The following is an 18,359-nucleotide window of genomic DNA, read 5'->3' on the forward strand; positions in this document are numbered from 1 at the left end:
TGACTATCTGAACTGTTCACCAATGACTAATGCCCAATGACCAATAATATGAATGTAAAACAAAGAACCATTAAATCACCTGTATCGGTTTCGGGTACCGGCCTGCATACCGGTCAAAGGGTAACCATGACCTTTAACCCGGCACCAGAGAACCACGGCTATAAATTCAGGAGGATTGATATACCAGGCTCGCCAATAATTGATGCCGACGTTGATAATGTAACTGACACATCGCGTGGCACTACCATTTCTCAAAATGGGGCTACCGTGAATACTGTCGAGCACGTATTGGCTGCTTTGGTAGGTATGGAGATAGATAATGTGCTGATTGATATGGATGGCCCGGAAACGCCTATAATGGATGGCAGTTCTATCCAGTTTGTCGACATAATAACCGAAACAGGTTTTACCGAGCAGGAAGCAGACCGCGAATATTACCACATACCTTACAATATCCATTACTCCGAGCCTGATCGTAAGGTAGAAATGGTTGCCATGCCTTTAGACGATTACCGCTTTACCTGTATGGTTGATTACAACTCACAGGTATTGGGTAGCCAGCATGCCAGTATCTCGAGCATTACCGAGTTTAAAAAAGAAATTGCATCGTGCCGCACCTTTTGCTTTTTGCATGAGCTTGAAATGCTGTTAAAGCATGACCTGATAAAAGGCGGCGATTTAAACAACGCTATCGTGGTTGTTGATAAAGAAGTTGACGAAGAAGAACTTGCCCACCTGGCCAAGCTGTTTAACCGTAAAGATATCAGCGTAGCCCCGCAAGGTATTTTAAACAATGCCGAACTACGCCACCAAAACGAACCTGCAAGGCACAAACTGCTGGATATGATTGGTGATTTGGCCTTGGTTGGCGTGCCGCTTAAAGGCCATATTATGGCTGCCCGCCCCGGTCATGCTGCTAACGTAGCCTTTGCTAAAAAAATTAAGACCCTGATTAAAAAAGAAAAAAGCCGTAAACAGGTTAAAGTTTACGATGCCAATGCTAAACCGGTGTATGATACCGTTGAGATTATGGGCTTGTTGCCGCATAGGCAGCCTTTTTTAATGATTGATAAAATATTGGAACTGACCAAAAACCATGTGGTAGGGGCTAAAAACGTAACCATTAACGAGGAGTTTTTTAAAGGTCACTTCCCGGGCGCACCAATATTTCCAGGCGTATTGCAAATTGAAGGTATGGTACAAACGGGCGGTATATTGGTGTTAAACACCGTACCCGACCCGGAAAATTACCTGACCCTGTTTTTAAAGATCGAGAACGCGCGCTTTAAAAGTAAAGTAGTGCCGGGCGACACCATTATTTACATTTGCGATCTGCTGGCGCCAATCCGCCGTGGTATTGCAACCATGAAGGGTGTTGGTATGGTAGGTAACCGGGTTGTTGTTGAGGCCGAGTTAATGGCACAAATTGTAAAAGTAAAAGGAAACGAAGCATGATCCAGCCTTTAGCATATATACACCCACAGGCAAAAATTGCCGATAACGTGGTGATTGAACCCTTTGTTACCATCCACAAGGATGTTGAAATTGGCGAGGGTACCTGGATCGGTTCCAACTCCGTAATCATGGATGGAGCCCGGATAGGCAAAAACTGCCGTATTTTTCCCGGTGCCGTAGTCTCTGCACCGCCACAGGATTTAAAGTACAAGGGCGAGCAAAGTACGGTATCTATTGGTGATAATACCACTATCCGCGAATGCGTAACCCTTAATCGTGGTACCGCTTTAGATAAAAATACCACCACCATAGGCAGCAATTGCCTGCTGATGGCTTATGTACACGTAGCGCATGATTGTGTTATTGGCGATAACGTAATTATTGCCAACGCAGTACAGTTGGCAGGCCACATTAATGTGTACGATTATGCTTTCATCGGCGGGTCATCGGCCGTACACCAGTTTGTAGAAATTGGCGCACATAGCATGATCTCGGGCGGATCGTTGGTACGTAAGGATGTACCCCCGTTCACCAAGGCAGGCCGCGAGCCATTATCTTATGTGGGTATTAACTCCGTTGGCTTACGCCGCAGGGGATTTTCGGCTGCTACCATAGCCGAAATCCAGGAGATTTACCGTATCCTGTTCCTTAAAAAATATAACGTAAGCAAAGCCCTTGACATCATTGAAGCAGAGTTTACCCCAAGTGTTGAACGCGACGAGATTATCAACTTCCTTCAAAACTCGCAAAGAGGTATCATGAAGGGGTTTGGGAATTCTTAAGAAAGTCCATGGTCTATAGTCGATAGTCCATGGTTCTTTTTTTCTTTTTTTACATATCATAATTCAACTATCGACCATCGACCATCGACTATGGTCTATGGACTAAATCTTCCAAATGACCATCACCCTCAACAACATCGGCCGCCGCTTTAACCGCGACTGGATTTTCAGGGGGGTTGATCATACGTTCACTCCCGGCGAATCATACGCTATTCTTGGTCCTAATGGGTCGGGTAAATCTACCTTGCTACAGGTTTTAAACGGGAGCCTGTCGCCGTCCATCGGCACAATAAATTATACTTTCCAGGATAAACCTATCGAGATTTCGCAGGTGTTTAACTACCTGAGCCTGGCCGCACCATATTTGGAGGTTATTGAGGAGTTTACGCTGAGTGAAATGGTCGATTTTCATTTCAAATTTAAAAACTACAAAAACGGGCTTGATAAAAAGCAGCTGATCGAATTATTGAATCTGCCAAAAAGTGAGCATAAGCTTATTCGTTACTTTTCATCGGGCATGAAACAACGCCTTAAACTGATCCTTGCCTTTTGCTCCGATACGCCCATGCTGATGCTTGATGAACCCACATCAAATCTGGATGCCCAGGGCGTTGACTGGTATTTAAGCCTGGTTGAGCGTTTTGCAACTGGCCGGCTCACCATCATTTGCTCCAACCAGGAGCACGAGTATGGCTTTTGCAAGCATAGGCTGAGTATATCGGATTATAAAAATTAGATTTGAGATGTTTGATATGAGATTTTAGAAAGAGTCGGAATCGTTCTTGTCGAAAATCTCTCTTAGGAATACATCGATTTTTGTCTCGACACATTATTGTCATAATTCGGTTCTTCCGCGGCAAAATCTCAAATCTCATATCAAACATCTCAATTCTATTCCCGTACCTTTAGGTAATCAAAAATAACAACTACTTATGATACCAGTTAAAGGATACGCGGCGCAATCGCCAACTACCAATCTTGCCCCATGGGATTTTGAGCGCCGGGAGGTTGGGCCTCATGATGTGCAATTTGATATTTTATTTTGCGGTGTTTGCCACAGCGACCTGCACCAGATTAAGAACGATTGGTTCCCGGGTATTTTCCCGATGGTACCAGGTCATGAAATTGTTGGCAGGGTTGTCAAAGTTGGCGACCATGTAAAAAAATTCAAAGTTGGCGATTTAGCCGGAACAGGTTGCATGGTTGACTCATGCCGGGTTTGCGAAAACTGTAAACAGGATTTGGAGCAATACTGCTTAAACGGCAGCTCGCAAACATATAACGGTCTGGAGCAGGACCATAAAACACCAACGTACGGCGGTTACTCCAACAGTATTGTGGTTAACGAAGATTTTGTACTGCATATTTCTGACAAACTTGACCTTGCCGCCACAGCGCCGCTACTGTGCGCCGGCATAACTACTTACTCGCCGTTAAGGCATTGGAAAGTTGGTAAAGGCCATAAACTGGCTGTTTTAGGTTTGGGCGGATTGGGCCATATGGGCGTTAAATTTGGTGTTGCCTTTGGCGCCGAAGTTACCGTATTGAGCACATCACCAGGCAAAGAGGCTGATGCAAAAGCATTAGGCGCGCATCATTTTGTGGTAACCAGCGACCCAAAACAAATTGAAGCTGCTAAAAACTCTTTTGATTTTATTTTGGATACCGTATCGGCACCGCATGATTTTAACATGTACCTGTCGTTGCTGCGCACCAATGGCGTACATATTTGCGTAGGTGTACCACCAGAGCCTGCCAGTGTGCAGGCGTTTAGCCTGTTGGGTGGCCGTAAAAGCCTTGCCGGATCGGGCATTGGCGGAATTGCCGAAACTCAGGAAATGCTTGATTTTTGTGCCGAACACGGAATTGTTTCAGATATTGAAATGATAGACATCAAAGATATTGATACTGCGTACGCCCGCATGGAAAAGGGTGATGTGAGGTATCGTTTCGTGATTGATATAGCTACGTTGTAAGATTTGAGCTATTAGATGTGAGATTTGAGACAGCTGCGGGTTTGGCAGTTATTTCAAATCTCATTTTTTAGGATTGCAAGGTGGGACCTTCGTCCAAAAAGTGCCTAAATTTTTCGCATGCTCCAAAAATCTCAAATCTCACGTCTAATATCTCAAATCTACTTTTCCACATCTCAAATCAAATTTCTAATTTTGCGCCTCAATATTATTTTATGGCCAAAGCATCAGATGTTAAAAATGGAAATGTGCTTCGCTTTAATGGCGAGTTAGTGCAGGTAGAGGAATTTTTACACCGTACACCAGGTAACTTGCGTGCATTTTACCAGGCCCGTATGCGTAACGTAAAATCCGGAAAATTAGTTGAATACCGTTTCCGCACCGACGAGGAGGTTGATATAGCCCGTGTTGAAACCAACGATTATCAATATTTATATGAGGATGGCGATTCATTAGTAGTAATGGATAACGCCACTTACGATCAGCATAACGTGCCAAAAGCTTTATTTGGCCCGGCGGTTAAGTTCTTAAAAGAGGGAATGAACGTTATTGTTGCCTTTGAAAGCGATGAGCCAATCATGGGTTCAATCCCGGGATCGGCCGAGTTAGAAATTACCTATACCGAGCCTGCCGTTAAAGGTGATACCTCGAGTGGTGCCCAAAAGAATGCCACGGTAGAAACCGGTGCCGAGATTCGTGTGCCTCTTTTCATTAACATTGGCGATAAGGTAAAAGTTGATACCGCTACCGGAACGTATGTGGAGCGCGTGAAAGCGTAGCCCACCCGTCCCATGAATGGGATCTTTCTATTTTGTATCTTATTATAAAATATATTTTTAACAACAAAGCCCGTATCGAAAGACCGGGCTTTGTTGTTTTTTAACCGGGCGTGCTAACATTTAAATAGCCCGGGCTGTTACATATTAAACTATTTGCCCGTCATTACAGTCATACAAACAAAAATAACCATATACACATTACACCATGAAGAAGCTATTCATCATTGCTACCCTGCTAACATTTACTTACGGAGCCTTTGCGCAGGCTGTTGATTTGCGCCGAAAAATTGAAGTTACCGGCCTGGCCGAACAGGAAGTTACCCCCGATATTATCAACGTTACGATATCGCTGCAGGAATATATGGATGGTAAAAAACACATCCAGATCTCGGACCTTGAGGATCAGCTTGAAAAAGCGGTTAAGGATGCGGGCATACCGGCGGCCGATTTTACCGTCAACAATGTTTCGGCCTGGAATAACGCCGTCCAAAAAAAGAGACAGCCAGATTTTTTAGCCGGCAAACAATATGGACTGCGGATAAAAGACCTGAACAAGTTTAACCAGATTGTATCTAAAATAGATCCCAAAGGAATTCAATCAACCAACATCGATAGCTACGATTATTCAAAAATAAACGAGCTGAAAAACGAGCTGAAGCTTAAAGCCCTGCTCTCCGCCCGGGATAAGGCTTCCTTTTTACTCAGCGGACTCGGCAACAAACTAGGCGACGTGCTCAATATTATCGAAACCGATAACAGCAGTTTCCCTCAGCCACGCCAATACAACACTATGATGTATAAAGCTGCCGTTGCCGATGCCCCCCAATCCGACATCGACTTTAAAAAGATCAAGATCAGCCTGCAGATAAATGCGGTGTTTGAGATAAAGTAAGCCCCCGGTGCCCCTGAAAGGGGGTTTTTTGAACAAATAAAAAGGTCGTCCTAAGTTTTAAGGATGGCCTTTTATTTTGAAACTGGTTTCACGAAAATGAAGCCATTAAAGGGATGGGGTCAGAAGATTAATGGTTTGTTGTAAATACAACGCACGCAAACATTATCCCGCAATAAAATGTTACCCCTAAAAAAATCACAAAATTATGCAATGGTTTGGCAGGGGCGAAAGCGATAATGTAGAAGATCAGCGTGGCAGCGGCGGCGGCCGTGGTATAGCAATTGGCGGCGGAATACTGGGCCTTATTGGGGCCGTAATTTATATGTTTACCGGGATTAACCCATCGCAGCTGCTTAACCAGAGCGGCGGCGACCAGCAACAGCAAACCGACCAGCAAAATCCCAATGCACCGGAAGATAACGGCAAAAAATTTGTGCGTGTAGTACTTAAGGATACCGAGGACATTTGGGGCAAACTATTTAACGATATGGGCCGGCAGTACCAGGATCCTAAACTGGTTTTATTTACCGATTATGTGCAATCGGCCTGCGGTAACGCCAGCTCGGCAACAGGGCCGTTTTACTGCCCCGGCGATGCCAAAGTATATATCGATTTAAGTTTTTACGATGAACTTAAAACGCGTTTTGGCGCCGGTGGCGACTTTGCCAATGCCTACGTGATAGCGCACGAAGTGGGGCACCATGTGCAAAACCTGCTGGGTGTAAGTGCAAAAATGGACCAGGCCCGCAGCCGGATGAGCGAACGCGAATACAATAAACTGTCGGTAAAGCTGGAGCTGCAGGCCGATTTTTATGCGGGTGTTTGGGCCCATTATGAGCAAAGCATCAACAAAGTAATTAACGAAAAAGATATAGAAGATGCCCTGAACGCCGCTAACGCCATTGGCGACGACCGTTTGCAAAAACAAAGCCAGGGACATGTGGAACCAGACAGCTTTACCCACGGTACCAGCGCGCAACGCGTATACTGGTTTAAAAAAGGCTATGAAACCGGCGATGTAAAACAAGGCAACACGTTTGCCGATGACAGGTACGCTTTTCTGGCTAATTAGTTAGTCATTCGCTGCGTGGTCATTTGCTGCGCGTCATTGGTGTGCCGCTCCCAATGTAATTGGATTTGCATTTACTATTGTTAAATATCGCGAAATACCAGTTCGGCTACCTCTTCGCCAACCAGACTTCCCATGGCTACGCCCATGCCGTTACAGCGTACCGCGCAAAAAACATTGGGCTGTATAGCTTTCACTATCGGGCTTAGTTGTTCGCCGAAGCCCATGATGCCGCTCCACCAGTAATCAACCTCGGTTTTTTGATCGGGGAGGATAACTTCGGCCAAATAGGAAAAGAGTTTTTCCTTAACCTCATCTGTATGCCCAAACTCCCAGGTTTCTTCGGCCTTATAATTCAGGTTGCGGCCGCCGCCAAACAGCACACGGTTATCAATGTTCCTGAAATAATAGTACCCTTCATTAAAATGATAGGTGCCCTTCAGTTTTAAACCATCTATAGGTTTTGTTACCAATACCTGGCCCCTGCCGGGCACCACATCCAATTCCGGGTACAGCTGGCCGGCAAATGCATTGGTTGCCAGTACTACCTTACCTGCTTTAAAGTTACCCTGTGTAGTTTGCAGCCTAACGCAGGTGGCCTCGTGCTCAATTGCCGATACCTGTACATTATTTAAAACCAACACCCCCAGTTCAAACACTTTATACAATAAAGTCCGCATCATTTTACCGGTGTCAATCTGGCCTTCAAAGTGGTTATAAATTATGTTGGCCACATTATTGAAGCCAAAATCTGCAATTTTTTCATTCGCAACTGCATAAATGTCAGTTGTTCCGATAATTGGCTGCAATAATTTATTGAGATGATCAACCTTATCCAAAGCTATGTTTGCGGCCTGGGGTTCATCAACCATAAACAGCTCGTGCCCGCCGTGTTGATGGTAGTCGATATTCTTATCGCCAAGGTTTTGCCGCAGGCGCTGCAGGCCGCGCCACTTATAATCAACCAAATGCATAGCTTCTGCTTCTGACGAGCGGTTTATTACCTCAATTTGTTCGCTAACTGTACCAAAACAGGCAAAGCCAGCGTTTTTAGTACTGGCTCCGCTTGGTAAAAAGCCCCGCTCAAGCACCAGTACTTTAAGCAATGGCTGCTGCTTTTTTAAATGCAGGGCTGCACTTAAGCCCACGAGGCCGCTGCCGATAATAATTATATCGGCGTTATCAATAAAAGAAGTTCGCTCCCAGTAGGAATACATTTTTTTTAATTCAAAAGTAAAAATTGCGCAGCACTCTTGAACACCATAAATAAAATAAACACATTGTGAAAAATTCAAAAATCAAAACCTATCTCTGTAGGCATTACTTTTTAACATGCGTATTTGGTACGGAATGGTTTTTGAATGTGATAAGTTATAAATGCATGTGAAAGTACGTATACACACTAAGCTTAAGCGGCCTACCGCATGCCAATCATTTTTGAATTTTGACTTTTTAATTTTGACTTAACAAATGAATCACTTATCGTTTATAACAGCCTATATTGGATATAACTCTGCCTGGTTCCTGATGATCCTGGTTGCCATTGTTAGCTTTATTGTACAATGGCGTTTTAAGAGTAAATTTAAACACTACTCAGAAGTGGGCCTGCTATCCGGCCTGTCGGGCCAGGAGGTAGCGGTTAAAATGCTGCGCGCCCACGGCATATTTGATGTACAGGTAATATGCGTTGAAGGCCAGCTTACCGATCATTATAACCCCGAAACCAAAACCGTTAACCTGAGCCAGGATGTTTTTTACAGCCGCAGCGTTGCCGCGGCTGCCGTTGCCGCCCACGAGTGTGGCCACGCGGTACAACATGCCCAGGCTTATGCGTGGCTTAGTTTCCGGTCGGCTATGGTACCGGTTATTAACATTGCATCAACGCTAACACAATGGACACTGCTTATTGGTGTAATGCTGCTCATTTTTTCGCACAATCCATTTGTATTGGCCATAGGTGTGGCCGCACTGGCATTGGTTACTTTTTTTAGCTTTATAACCCTGCCGGTAGAGTTTGATGCCAGCCGCCGCGCACTGGCCTGGCTTAACAATAACTATAGTATTGTACAAACTACAGAGGAGCATGAACAGGCTAAAGACGCCCTTTGGTGGGCGGCCATGACCTACGTTGTAGCCGCGCTTAGCTCGCTGGCAACATTGCTTTATTACGCTTCGTTTTTGTTTAACAGGCGGAATTAAAGGCCCGAAGGGCCTTGATGTGCAGATATGCAGATTTCAGATATGCAGATGATGAAAGCAAAAGAGGCCTTCCATACATGGAGGGCCTTTTGCTTGGCGCCCTTTTTAGCGAATCTGAAATCTGCACATCTGGAATCTGCACATTTTTTCCTACCTTACTGTAACCTAAGTAAAAGTCTTGTTGTCAGAGAGGTTGTAACACATGCAAAGCAAGCTTTCAGATATCGATCTTATTGAACAAACACTGGCGGGTAACCAATCGGCATATGCCGACCTGGTGAAGCGGCACCAGCGGTTTGTTTTTACACTTGCTTTGCGTTTTTCAAAAAACCGCGAGGATGCTGAAGAGATTGCGCAGGACTGTTTTATAAAGGCGTACCGCGCGCTGGCAACATACGGCGGGCAATCAAAATTCAGTACATGGCTGTACACTATTGTGTATAATACAGCTATGACATTTTTACGAAAGAAAAGAGTAGCAACCGATTCGATAGATGACGAAGCTACCTTTATACAGGTTGAAAACAACGAGTCGGCTTATGATGTATACAACGTAGAGAATAAATCGAGATCGTTTTACCTTAATCAGGCCATAGCGCAGTTACTGCCCGATGATGCTACCATTATAACCTTGTTTTATAAAGGCGAGCAATCACTGGAAGAAATTGCCCAAACTTTGGGGATGGAGGCCAATACGGTTAAGGTAAAACTATTCAGGGCGCGCCAGCGTTTGAAAGATAAGCTGGAGCGTAATTTAAAACATGAGGTTAAAGAACTGATATGAATACCATAGAAGAAGAACTCTGGAACTACATTGACGGCAACTGCACGCCGGCCGGGCAGGATGCCATTGCCCGCCTTATTGAGCAGGATGAGGCCTATAACAAAAAATACCAGGAACTGATGCAGCTAAACCTGGAATTTGCAGCCATGGAGCTTGACGAACCATCAATGGCATTTACGTATAACGTGATGGAAACCATCCGTACCGAAAACGCGCGACAGCCACTTAAAGCGGCTATTGATAAACGTATTATTATGGGCATAGCTGTTTTCTTTATTTTTACCATATTGGCTTTGCTGGTGTTCGCTTTTGCCAACACTCATTCGCAGCTTTCGGCTTTTGATGTTAAAGTTAAACTGCCGGCTGCTATAAAACTGCCAAATGCCGCCAATATTTTTACCAGCCCGGTATTTAAATGGTTTATCATGTTTGACGTTGTATTGGCCTTATTTTTATCAGACAGTTATTTGCGTAGAAAAAAAACGACAAAACAGGCCTAAAGTGTTTACCATGTAGTACGCAAAAGTTTACAATTAACTAATACCGGCTTTTTTTTAATTGATATTTATTTTTTAACCACCATTTTTAACTCGTATAGGCATATAATGCCAACTTGCTAAAAAAATTTACGAAGTTTTAATTTTTGGTATAGTAATTGTACAGGTATATATGAACTGGTAATCCTTACCGGTTTAATTGTGATAAGGTTTAGGTTGAAAGTCGCCCGACGCAAGGTCTGGGCGGCTTTTATTTTTTTAAGAGATTTCTCAATCTTGAAATATCAGCCTGAAAACCAACTGAAAATTCTTCATATTCCAAAACAAACTATTTCATTCTCCTTACCGTATAACCAAAACACAATAATAGCTGCCCCCCTTGACAGCTATGCCAATTGTATACTACATGATAAATCGTTTTGAGATAAATACCGGGGCCGATTTTAATTTCGAACGGTTTTTCGAATTGTCGGCTGATCTTTTCTGCATTGCCGGTTATGATGGCTACTTTAAAAGAATTAATGCGGCGGTTTCAAAAACATTGGGGTATACCAATGAGGAGCTTTTGTCAAGACCTATAAACTTTTTTGTTCATCCTGACGATCAAACTATAACTGAAAAAAAGCGCGATAACATCAGGCATGACATCCCACTTTTGAATTTCGAAAACCGCTACATAACCAAAAGCGGAGAGGTTGTCTGGCTCGCCTGGACGTCGATGCCTGTTGACCGCGAACAACTTGTTTTTGCTATAGCCAAAAACATTACCGAAAAAAAAAGGCAGGAGGCTGAACGCAACAATTTGATAACCAGCCTGACTCAAATAAACGATGACCTTAAACAGCTTACCTACACTACATCGCATGATCTCCGGTCACCGGTAAGTAACCTGTTATCCGTTTTTAATTTTATTGATATTTCAAAAATACAGGATGCAGAGACCATTGAGCTTATTGGCATGCTCAGATCGGCTTCAGAAAGCCTGAAAGAGACGCTTAATAATTATGTAGACGTTTTGAGCCAGAAAGACAGCCTGAATGTTCACCTGGAGAAAATCAATGTTAACAACTCGTTAAATACCGTTCTGCGTTCGGTTAGTTCGTTGATACAAGATTCGGGCGTTACCATCAACTATAGCATTGCCGGCGATTGTACTATCAATTTCAACAAGGCTTACCTCGAAAGTGTTTTTTTAAACCTGATTACCAATTCCATTAAATACGCGCGCCCTGAAGTTGTCCCGGTTATCGATATCAGCTTTAGAATTTATAAGGGCTTAAAGCAAATAATATTTGCCGATAATGGTTTAGGATTCGACATGGATCGCGTTAAGGATAAAATATTTGGATTTCACCAAACGTTTCATCACCATCATGATAGCAAGGGTATAGGGCTATATTTGGTTTATAACCATATTACCAGCCTTGGCGGACAAATTACCATCGAAAGCAAACCTAACGAAGGGGCTACCTTTATCATATCGTTTAAAGATTAACATGGCCAGTTGGGAACCGCTGATGCGGTATTAAGTCGAAAGTTCTAAGTCTTGAGTCAAAAGTTGAATTCATTTTGACTTAGACCTCTGACTAACGACTATCCGTCATTACCTGACTAATATAATGTAGTTATTTCTGTCAAAACCATTCATAGCACACAAACAAATGGGCAATTACAGGCTTTATATCCAAGGGTAATGAAAACCTTACATTAATTAAACATTGATATTACATACCTTTGCGGCTCGATCCTGACTGGTGGGGTATTGACAATAATAAATTAACAGCATGTACGATATTTGTTGCGTTGGGCATATAACGTTGGATAAGGTGGTAACACCGCGTGTAACTGCCCACATGGCCGGTGGCACTTCTTTTTACTTTTCAAATGCCATCCGCAATATGGATGTTAGCTACACCTTGGTAACAACACTTGCCGAAAGCGAAATGGTTGTTGTTGAAAAACTGCGCGCCAAGGGTATTAACGTAAATGCCTGCGCCTGCGGCCTCTCTGTTTATTTTGAAAATATATACTCCGAAAACCAAGACCACCGTACCCAGCGTGTATTGCAAAAAGCCAATCCTTTTACTGTTGAGCAATTACAGGAAATTGATGCTCAAATTTTCCATTTAGGTCCGCTACTTGCCGATGACATGCCGGTTGAGCTGATTAAGGAACTAAATAGTCGCGGCAAAGTATCGCTGGATGTGCAGGGCTACCTGCGTAAGGTTGAAGATAAAAACGTTGTGCCGATAGATTGGGCCGATAAGCGCGAAGCCTTGCAATACATCGATATACTGAAAGCCAACGAACACGAGACTGAAGTGCTTACCGGGAGTAAAGACATTCACGAAGGTGCCCGCATTTTGGCCGACTGGGGTGTTAAAGAAGTTGTACTTACCCTGGGCAGTATGGGATCTGTAATTTACACAGGTGGCGTTTTTTACAATATCCCTGCCTACAAACCATCTGCCGTTGTAGATGCAACCGGTTGTGGCGATACCTATATGGCCGGTTACCTATACCAGCGCATAAAAGGCGCATCTTTTCAACAAGCCGGTGAGTTTGCCGCAGCAATGGCAAGTTTTAAAATTGAATCATCCGGTCCGTTTACTGGCACCGAGGATGATGTTTTAAGCCTGATTGCCCGTGGCGAAAAAACTTACGCTTACTAACAATGTGTCTGTAACACTATGTTTGCCAAAAAAGGTGCAGCAGCCTTGATACTAAATACTTACTACTTGATACTGTTTCTAATAAGCCTTTGACATCCAGCTTTGTAATAATATTACGGCCGATATGGTATCTACCAGCTCCTTATTTTGGCGGCCTTTTTTATTCATACCGCTTTGGGCGATGGTAGCCGATGCCATTTTGGAGGTAAAACGTTCATCCAGCATTTCGATAGGGATGTCGGGGAAAGTTTTTTTAAGCAACCCCACAAAACCTTTAACATGTATGGCCGACTGCGATGGTGTATTATCCATCTGCTTGGGCTCACCCACAATAAAACGCTCCACCTGCTCGGTTTTTAAATACGTTTTCAGGTAATCAACAATATACATCGGGTGCACGGTATCCAGCCCGGTGGCTATAATCTGCAAAGGATCAGTAACCGCTATACCAATGCGCTTGGTACCATAATCGAAAGCCATTACTCTCATTATAGATGTGAGATATGAGATGTGAGATATGAGATATGCATTGGGTGTAAATATATGGGTTATTGTGAAATATTGGGGTTCATTCGGTCTTGATTCCTGACTCTTGATTCTTGACTCTGCCCTCACATTGTCAAAAAACGAACCTGTCTCAAAATCTCACATCTCACATCTCAAATCTATTTACTATTTTGCACCAAATGCAGTTTAAGGAAATAGTTGGACAAGCGGCAACAAAGCAAAGGTTGCTTAACTCGGTGGCAGAGAACCGGGTAAGTCATGCACAATTGTTTTTAGGTCCCGAAGGTTCGGGCAGCCTGGCGCTTGCCGTGGCCTATGCCCAGTACCTGAGTTGTGAAGATAAGCAGCCCGATGATTCCTGCGGCATATGCTCGTCATGCCGCAAGTACAATAAACTGATGCACCCCGACCTCCATTTTTCGTATCCATTCTTCGCTAAACATAAAGACGATACTGCCCTTACGTTTATTGAGCAGTGGCGCGAGGCTTTTGGTGCTAACCCCTATTTAAACCTGGATGCCTGGCGCGGCTACCTGGATGCCGAAAACAAACAGGCTAATATTAATATAGCCGAGTGCCACCAGATTATTAAAAAACTCAGTTTTAAACCCTTTGAGTCGGCCTATAAGATCCTGATTCTTTGGCTGCCCGAATATCTGGATAAAGAGGGCAACGCCTTGCTTAAAATCATCGAAGAGCCGCAGCCCAATACGCTGTTTATATTGGTGGCCCAAAACCAGGACCAGATATTGAATACCATCCTGAGCCGCACGCAGCTCATCAAAATACCCTGCCTGCATTCGGCAGAAGTAAAGGAGTACCTTATAGCCCAGCACCACCAAACCGAAGATGCCGCCGGCGAAATTGCCTACCTAACCAATGGTAATTTAACCGAGGCGCTTACCATGCTGCAACAGGATACCAAGAGCTATCATGAACTTTTTGTACAATGGCTGCGCCTGTGTTTCAGCAACAAAGGGTTGGAGGTTTTAACTTTTGTAGATAGCTTTGCCAAGATGGGGCGTGAAAATCAGAAGAATTTTTTACGCTATGGCATCAGCTTTATCCGCGAGTGCTGCCTGCTGATGGCCGGTGCCGGCAACCTGGTGCACCTGCCTGCAAAAGAGCTGGAAACCGCCCAAAAAATGACCAACGTCCTTGATATAAACAAGGCTCAATATATAAGTACCGAGCTTGAAAAAGCACACTACCACGTAGAGAGAAATGCAAACCCTAAAATTTTATTTTTAGATGTATCTTTACAGATTATAAAAATATTAAATTTAAAAACCATCCCCTCGGGGAGTCAATATATACCAAGTTAATTATGGGATGTGGAAGTTGCTCAACAGGGGGCGGATGCTCACCTGCGGGCTGCAAAAGTAATGGCTCATGCCTTACCAACGGTTGCAGCAAATTAGATGTTTACGATTGGCTATCCCACATGGATATGCCAACAAATTATAAACCTTTTCCTATTATCGAAGTAAAATTTAAAGGTTCGCGCAAGGAATTTTACCTCAATAACGATAATATTTACCTGGAAGCAGGTGATTTAGTTGCCGTGGAAGCTACCACCGGCGGCTATGATATTGGCCACGTATCTATCACCGGCGAACTGGTGCGCATGCAAATGACCAAGCGCCATGTAAAAGAGGCCGATGTGGTTAAAAAAATCTATCGCCGTGCTACCGTTGCGGATGTGGATAAATGGAAAATGGCCAAGGACCTGGAGTGGGAAACCATGCACAAATCGCGCAAGCTGGCCCTTGATTTAAACCTGAACATGAAGCTGAGCGACGTGGATTACCAGGGCGATAAAACCAAAGCTACTTTTTATTACACTGCCGAAGGTCGTGTTGATTTCAGGGAGCTGATCAAGAAAATGGCCGAAACCTTTCGCATCCGTATCGAGATGCGCCAGATAGGCATGCGCCAGGAAGCAAGCCGTTTAGGCGGTATTGGCTCCTGCGGCCGCGAACTTTGCTGCTCAACCTGGTTAACCGATTTTAAAACAGTATCAACCTCGGCAGCCCGTTACCAAAACCTGTCGTTAAATACCCTGAAACTGGCAGGCCAGTGCGGTAAGCTTAAATGCTGTTTAAATTACGAGCTGGATACCTATATAGATGCGCTAAAGCACATCCCCGATAATGTAAACGTGCTTAAAACCGAAAAAGGCGATGCCCGTTTGCAAAAAACCGACATATTTAAAAAGATCATGTGGTTTAGCTACCCGCGCGAGGAAGCGTGGATACCGATGCCCATAGCCAAGGTGAAAGAAATTCAGCAGCAAAACCGTGAAGGTATTATACCTGCCGACCTGGGCGAGCTGGAGATGGAAGAAACTGAGGTAATAAAAGCCCTTGACTACGAAAACGTAGTTGGACAAGACAGCCTTACCCGTTTAGACGACCGTAACCGCGCTAAAAACCAAAAGAAAAACAACAACAGTAAAAACCGTAACCAGCAGCAAAAACCTGGTGGTGCCGATGGCAGGCCTGCAAACCCGCCCCGCCCGCAAGGCGCAACGCCGGTAGCCGAGCGCCCAGCGGGTGCTCCTGAAGGTAACCGCCCGCCAAAGGGAAACCGGCCTCCGCAGCAAGGCAACAAACCGCCTCAAAGCCAGGGCAACCGTACACCACAGCAACAGGGGCAAAAACCCCAACAACAGCATGGCCCGCAACAAGGCCCCAGGCCACAGCAGCAACACGGTCCGCAGCAAGGCCCAAAGCCACAGCAACAAGGTAACCGCCCGCCGCAGGAAGGCGGCAGCAGGCCCGAAGGTGGCGGCAACAACAGGCGCCACAGGCCAAACCGCCCTAATAATCAAAACCGGAATAACAATAACCCGCCACAGGATAATACGCCCCAATAAAATGAAACGGTTTATCAAAATACTTTACCCGGCAACATGTGTACTAATCACCATGCTGTTGGGTAGTTGTACCGATCCCGGCGCAATTGTTGACACCAACACACAAATTGCCGATCATAACTGGTCGTACGTAAACCGGGCTAAGTTTGATTGTAAGATCGATGACGAAAAAGCGGCCTACAACCTGTACTTTAACCTGCGGGTAACCGATGCCTACAAATACTCCAACCTGTTTGTACTTATCCATCAAAAAAATCCAAACGGCTACATCAAAACCACCCGTTACGAGTTGAAGCTGGCCAGTAAAGATGGCCAGTGGCTGGGCAAAGGATCGGGTAATTTATATAGCTACCAGGTACCTTTTCAAAGCGGGTTCAAATTCCCGGTTAAGGGCACATACCATTTTGAGATTGAGCAAAACATGCGCGATAACCCCCTGCATGAGGTGAGCGATGTTGGGATACGGGTGGAGAAGGTGAAGTAATTGCTTCATTTACCTGCAAGGTCTGCAACGGACAGGCTGCACAACCGGTCGGTTACGTTCAAAATCTATTCTACGCTATGTATGACAGCTTGCAAGGTTTGCGAGCATATGCCTTGTGCCATTACATATCCAATTTTCCTGTCATTCTTAGGTACGAAGGATCTACCAGTTGTGCAGACCGATAGAAAAGTCCGCGAATAGATACTTCGTTCCTACTTACGACATATCCAATTTTTCTGTCATCCTGAGTAAGTTTTATTTGCGCACAAATGATCGCATTGCAAATGACATTTTTTACAGTTGATAATCAGCATGTTACAAATGTGTCAATGGCAGCGATAGCGAAGGATATATTGTACGCCATGCATAACCGCCAACAAAGTTCGCGAGTAGATCCTTCGTTCCTCAGGATGACAGTCTTGTATTTTTGAGTGTCATCCCGCCTTCAGAATCCGGGATATTCCCACTCAGCATGAAAGTCTTTAATTTTGAATGTCATTTCCTCTTCAGAATCTGCGGATTTTACCACTCAGGATTTGACAGTTTAATCATCGGTTCTCCATCACAGCTTCTCAAAATACTCCAGCTTAAGCTCCAATCCGTCAAATACAGCGTACGTATTGTAGTTAACCCACTCGCCAAGGTTAATGTAGCGGCTGTCGGGTGTTATCTGTATATCTAAGGGTTTATGGCGGTGGCCAAAAATAAGATAATCGTAAAAGTTTGTTTTCAATTCTTCACGACAAAATACAACCAGCCATTCCTGCTCACCGGGCTTACTATCCTTTTTGTCGTTGCTGATACGGCTTTTAGTTGACCAATAATTGGCTATGCCAACGCCAAAATTGGGGTGCAAGCGGGCAAACAGCCACTGGCAAAACCCGCTGCGGAAAAAGTTTTTTAGCAGCTTATAAAACCTATCGCCAGGCCCAAGTCCATCGCCATGATGCAGGAAGAATTTTTTGCCGCCACGCTCTATTTTCAATTCATCGCTGATGATAGTTGCACCAAGCTCTTTTTCAAAATAATCAAACATCCACATATCGTGGTTGCCTTTAAACAGGTAAAGCTTTACTCCGGCATCGGTAAGTTCGGCCAGTTTGCCCAAAAAACGGATATATCCTTTAGGGACAACGGTTTTGTATTCAAACCAAAAGTCAAACACATCGCCCATTAAAAAAAGTTCGGCCGCATCGGCTTTAATACTATCCAGCCAGCGTATTATCCTGTCTTCGCGAGCGCGGCTGCTGCCAAGAGCCCCGGCGCCCAGATGGAAATCGGAAGCAAAATAAAGTTTGTTACGGGATGGCATAGGCGGCAAAAATACGGTTATTGGGCGAAAGGAAAAAATGGGGAAGCATACCATGTTAAAGAACAATACAGAGGAA

At 44.4% G+C, this 18,359-nt stretch carries 18 protein-coding genes; 15 read left to right on the plus strand and 3 right to left on the minus strand.

All coding sequences use genetic code 11. From position 1 onward, the window contains the following. The first annotated feature begins 48 nt into the window (after window positions 1-48). The 7 genes from BMX56_RS00905 (at window position 49) to BMX56_RS00935 (ending at window position 6,953) form a co-directional block, all read left to right on the plus strand. The gene (locus tag BMX56_RS00905) at window positions 49-1,455 is read left to right on the plus strand and encodes a bifunctional UDP-3-O-[3-hydroxymyristoyl] N-acetylglucosamine deacetylase/3-hydroxyacyl-ACP dehydratase (protein ID WP_090641564.1); all 1,407 of its coding nucleotides are present in this window, start codon (window positions 49-51) and stop codon (window positions 1,453-1,455) included. Further along, window positions 1,452-2,237, plus strand: a complete 786-nt coding sequence (gene lpxA / locus BMX56_RS00910) for an acyl-ACP--UDP-N-acetylglucosamine O-acyltransferase (RefSeq protein WP_090638506.1) — start codon at window positions 1,452-1,454, stop codon at window positions 2,235-2,237. The genes BMX56_RS00905 and lpxA overlap by 4 nt, the downstream gene beginning before the upstream one ends. Before the next feature lie 115 nt (window positions 2,238-2,352). Further along, window positions 2,353-2,973: an ABC transporter ATP-binding protein gene (locus tag BMX56_RS00915; protein WP_090638511.1), complete on the plus strand. Its 621-nt coding sequence runs from the start codon at window positions 2,353-2,355 to the stop codon at window positions 2,971-2,973. Window positions 2,974-3,169: 196 nt separating this feature from the next. Next, entirely contained in the window at window positions 3,170-4,213 is a 1,044-nt protein-coding gene (locus BMX56_RS00920) for an NAD(P)-dependent alcohol dehydrogenase (protein WP_090638514.1), read from the plus strand. A gap of 212 nt (window positions 4,214-4,425) precedes the next feature. Next, window positions 4,426-4,989 (plus strand): elongation factor P, encoded by a 564-nt coding sequence (gene efp / locus BMX56_RS00925; RefSeq protein ID WP_090638517.1) that lies wholly within the window; start codon window positions 4,426-4,428, stop codon window positions 4,987-4,989. A 205-nt stretch (window positions 4,990-5,194) separates the two neighbouring features. Beyond that, window positions 5,195-5,881: an SIMPL domain-containing protein gene (locus BMX56_RS00930; protein ID WP_090638520.1), complete on the plus strand. Its 687-nt coding sequence runs from the start codon at window positions 5,195-5,197 to the stop codon at window positions 5,879-5,881. Window positions 5,882-6,086: 205 nt separating this feature from the next. Then, window positions 6,087-6,953: a KPN_02809 family neutral zinc metallopeptidase gene (locus BMX56_RS00935; protein WP_090638524.1), complete on the plus strand. Its 867-nt coding sequence runs from the start codon at window positions 6,087-6,089 to the stop codon at window positions 6,951-6,953. Window positions 6,954-7,033: 80 nt separating this feature from the next. Here the strand turns inward: BMX56_RS00935 and BMX56_RS00940 are convergent, their stop codons facing one another. Then, on the minus strand, window positions 7,034-8,167 hold the full coding sequence (locus BMX56_RS00940; protein ID WP_090638529.1) for an NAD(P)/FAD-dependent oxidoreductase: 1,134 nt from the start codon (window positions 8,165-8,167) through the stop codon (window positions 7,034-7,036). Window positions 8,168-8,420: 253 nt separating this feature from the next. On the opposite strand from BMX56_RS00940, the gene BMX56_RS00945 reads away from it, so the two are divergent. The 5 genes from BMX56_RS00945 to BMX56_RS00965 all read left to right on the plus strand — a co-directional run bounded on the left by BMX56_RS00945 (window position 8,421) and on the right by BMX56_RS00965 (window position 13,102). After that, window positions 8,421-9,149 (plus strand): zinc metallopeptidase, encoded by a 729-nt coding sequence (locus tag BMX56_RS00945; RefSeq protein ID WP_090638537.1) that lies wholly within the window; start codon window positions 8,421-8,423, stop codon window positions 9,147-9,149. A 202-nt stretch (window positions 9,150-9,351) separates the two neighbouring features. Further along, window positions 9,352-9,933, plus strand: a complete 582-nt coding sequence (locus BMX56_RS00950) for an RNA polymerase sigma factor (protein WP_090638544.1) — start codon at window positions 9,352-9,354, stop codon at window positions 9,931-9,933. Beyond that, window positions 9,930-10,433, plus strand: a complete 504-nt coding sequence (locus BMX56_RS00955; protein WP_090638548.1) for a hypothetical protein — start codon at window positions 9,930-9,932, stop codon at window positions 10,431-10,433. The genes BMX56_RS00950 and BMX56_RS00955 overlap by 4 nt, the downstream gene beginning before the upstream one ends. 403 nt (window positions 10,434-10,836) lie before the next feature. Beyond that, window positions 10,837-11,925 carry a PAS domain-containing sensor histidine kinase gene (locus BMX56_RS00960; RefSeq protein WP_090638552.1) on the plus strand — a complete coding sequence of 363 codons (1,089 nt, stop codon included), beginning with the start codon at window positions 10,837-10,839 and terminating at the stop codon, window positions 11,923-11,925. Between the two features lie 289 nt (window positions 11,926-12,214). Beyond that, the gene (locus tag BMX56_RS00965) at window positions 12,215-13,102 is read left to right on the plus strand and encodes a PfkB family carbohydrate kinase (RefSeq protein ID WP_090638557.1); all 888 of its coding nucleotides are present in this window, start codon (window positions 12,215-12,217) and stop codon (window positions 13,100-13,102) included. 78 nt (window positions 13,103-13,180) lie between these two features. Here the strand turns inward: BMX56_RS00965 and ruvX are convergent, their stop codons facing one another. Continuing rightward, on the minus strand, window positions 13,181-13,591 hold the full coding sequence (ruvX, locus tag BMX56_RS00970) for a Holliday junction resolvase RuvX (RefSeq protein ID WP_090638562.1): 411 nt from the start codon (window positions 13,589-13,591) through the stop codon (window positions 13,181-13,183). A 197-nt stretch (window positions 13,592-13,788) separates the two neighbouring features. On the opposite strand from ruvX, the gene BMX56_RS00975 reads away from it, so the two are divergent. From BMX56_RS00975 to BMX56_RS00985, 3 genes are read left to right on the plus strand one after another with little or no spacing between them, the layout of a single operon-like run. Next, a complete protein-coding gene (locus BMX56_RS00975) occupies window positions 13,789-14,934 on the plus strand; it encodes a DNA polymerase III subunit (RefSeq protein WP_090638566.1) in 1,146 nt (381 codons plus the stop codon). Between the two features lie 2 nt (window positions 14,935-14,936). After that, window positions 14,937-16,487 carry a regulatory iron-sulfur-containing complex subunit RicT gene (gene ricT, locus BMX56_RS00980; RefSeq protein ID WP_090638572.1) on the plus strand — a complete coding sequence of 517 codons (1,551 nt, stop codon included), beginning with the start codon at window positions 14,937-14,939 and terminating at the stop codon, window positions 16,485-16,487. Between the two features lies 1 nt (window position 16,488). Beyond that, window positions 16,489-16,971, plus strand: a complete 483-nt coding sequence (locus tag BMX56_RS00985; protein WP_090638577.1) for a gliding motility lipoprotein GldH — start codon at window positions 16,489-16,491, stop codon at window positions 16,969-16,971. Window positions 16,972-17,533: 562 nt separating this feature from the next. Here the strand turns inward: BMX56_RS00985 and BMX56_RS00990 are convergent. After that, window positions 17,534-18,283 carry a UDP-2,3-diacylglucosamine diphosphatase gene (locus tag BMX56_RS00990; protein ID WP_090638581.1) on the minus strand — a complete coding sequence of 250 codons (750 nt, stop codon included), beginning with the start codon at window positions 18,281-18,283 and terminating at the stop codon, window positions 17,534-17,536. Window positions 18,284-18,359 lie beyond the last annotated feature (76 nt).

Source organism: Mucilaginibacter sp. OK283, assembly GCF_900110415.1.
In the GTDB taxonomy this organism is placed as follows: domain Bacteria; phylum Bacteroidota; class Bacteroidia; order Sphingobacteriales; family Sphingobacteriaceae; genus Mucilaginibacter.

What these genes read in the sequence shown, in the direction of transcription:
- BMX56_RS00950 (WP_090638544.1), top strand. Translation starts at nt 9,352, where the DNA reads ATGCAAAGCAAGCTTTCAGATATCGATCTTATTGAACAAACACTGGCG.
- BMX56_RS00905 (WP_090641564.1), top strand. Translation starts at nt 49, where the DNA reads ATGAATGTAAAACAAAGAACCATTAAATCACCTGTATCGGTTTCGGGT.
- BMX56_RS00915 (WP_090638511.1), top strand. Translation starts at nt 2,353, where the DNA reads ATGACCATCACCCTCAACAACATCGGCCGCCGCTTTAACCGCGACTGG.
- BMX56_RS00985 (WP_090638577.1), top strand. Translation starts at nt 16,489, where the DNA reads ATGAAACGGTTTATCAAAATACTTTACCCGGCAACATGTGTACTAATC.
- BMX56_RS00930 (WP_090638520.1), top strand. Translation starts at nt 5,195, where the DNA reads ATGAAGAAGCTATTCATCATTGCTACCCTGCTAACATTTACTTACGGA.
- lpxA (WP_090638506.1), top strand. Translation starts at nt 1,452, where the DNA reads ATGATCCAGCCTTTAGCATATATACACCCACAGGCAAAAATTGCCGAT.
- BMX56_RS00935 (WP_090638524.1), top strand. Translation starts at nt 6,087, where the DNA reads ATGCAATGGTTTGGCAGGGGCGAAAGCGATAATGTAGAAGATCAGCGT.
- BMX56_RS00955 (WP_090638548.1), top strand. Translation starts at nt 9,930, where the DNA reads ATGAATACCATAGAAGAAGAACTCTGGAACTACATTGACGGCAACTGC.
- ricT (WP_090638572.1), top strand. Translation starts at nt 14,937, where the DNA reads ATGGGATGTGGAAGTTGCTCAACAGGGGGCGGATGCTCACCTGCGGGC.
- BMX56_RS00940 (WP_090638529.1), bottom strand. Translation starts at nt 8,167, where the DNA reads ATGTATTCCTACTGGGAGCGAACTTCTTTTATTGATAACGCCGATATA.
- BMX56_RS00965 (WP_090638557.1), top strand. Translation starts at nt 12,215, where the DNA reads ATGTACGATATTTGTTGCGTTGGGCATATAACGTTGGATAAGGTGGTA.
- BMX56_RS00975 (WP_090638566.1), top strand. Translation starts at nt 13,789, where the DNA reads ATGCAGTTTAAGGAAATAGTTGGACAAGCGGCAACAAAGCAAAGGTTG.
- efp (WP_090638517.1), top strand. Translation starts at nt 4,426, where the DNA reads ATGGCCAAAGCATCAGATGTTAAAAATGGAAATGTGCTTCGCTTTAAT.
- BMX56_RS00990 (WP_090638581.1), bottom strand. Translation starts at nt 18,283, where the DNA reads ATGCCATCCCGTAACAAACTTTATTTTGCTTCCGATTTCCATCTGGGC.
- BMX56_RS00960 (WP_090638552.1), top strand. Translation starts at nt 10,837, where the DNA reads ATGATAAATCGTTTTGAGATAAATACCGGGGCCGATTTTAATTTCGAA.
- BMX56_RS00945 (WP_090638537.1), top strand. Translation starts at nt 8,421, where the DNA reads ATGAATCACTTATCGTTTATAACAGCCTATATTGGATATAACTCTGCC.
- BMX56_RS00920 (WP_090638514.1), top strand. Translation starts at nt 3,170, where the DNA reads ATGATACCAGTTAAAGGATACGCGGCGCAATCGCCAACTACCAATCTT.
- ruvX (WP_090638562.1), bottom strand. Translation starts at nt 13,591, where the DNA reads ATGAGAGTAATGGCTTTCGATTATGGTACCAAGCGCATTGGTATAGCG.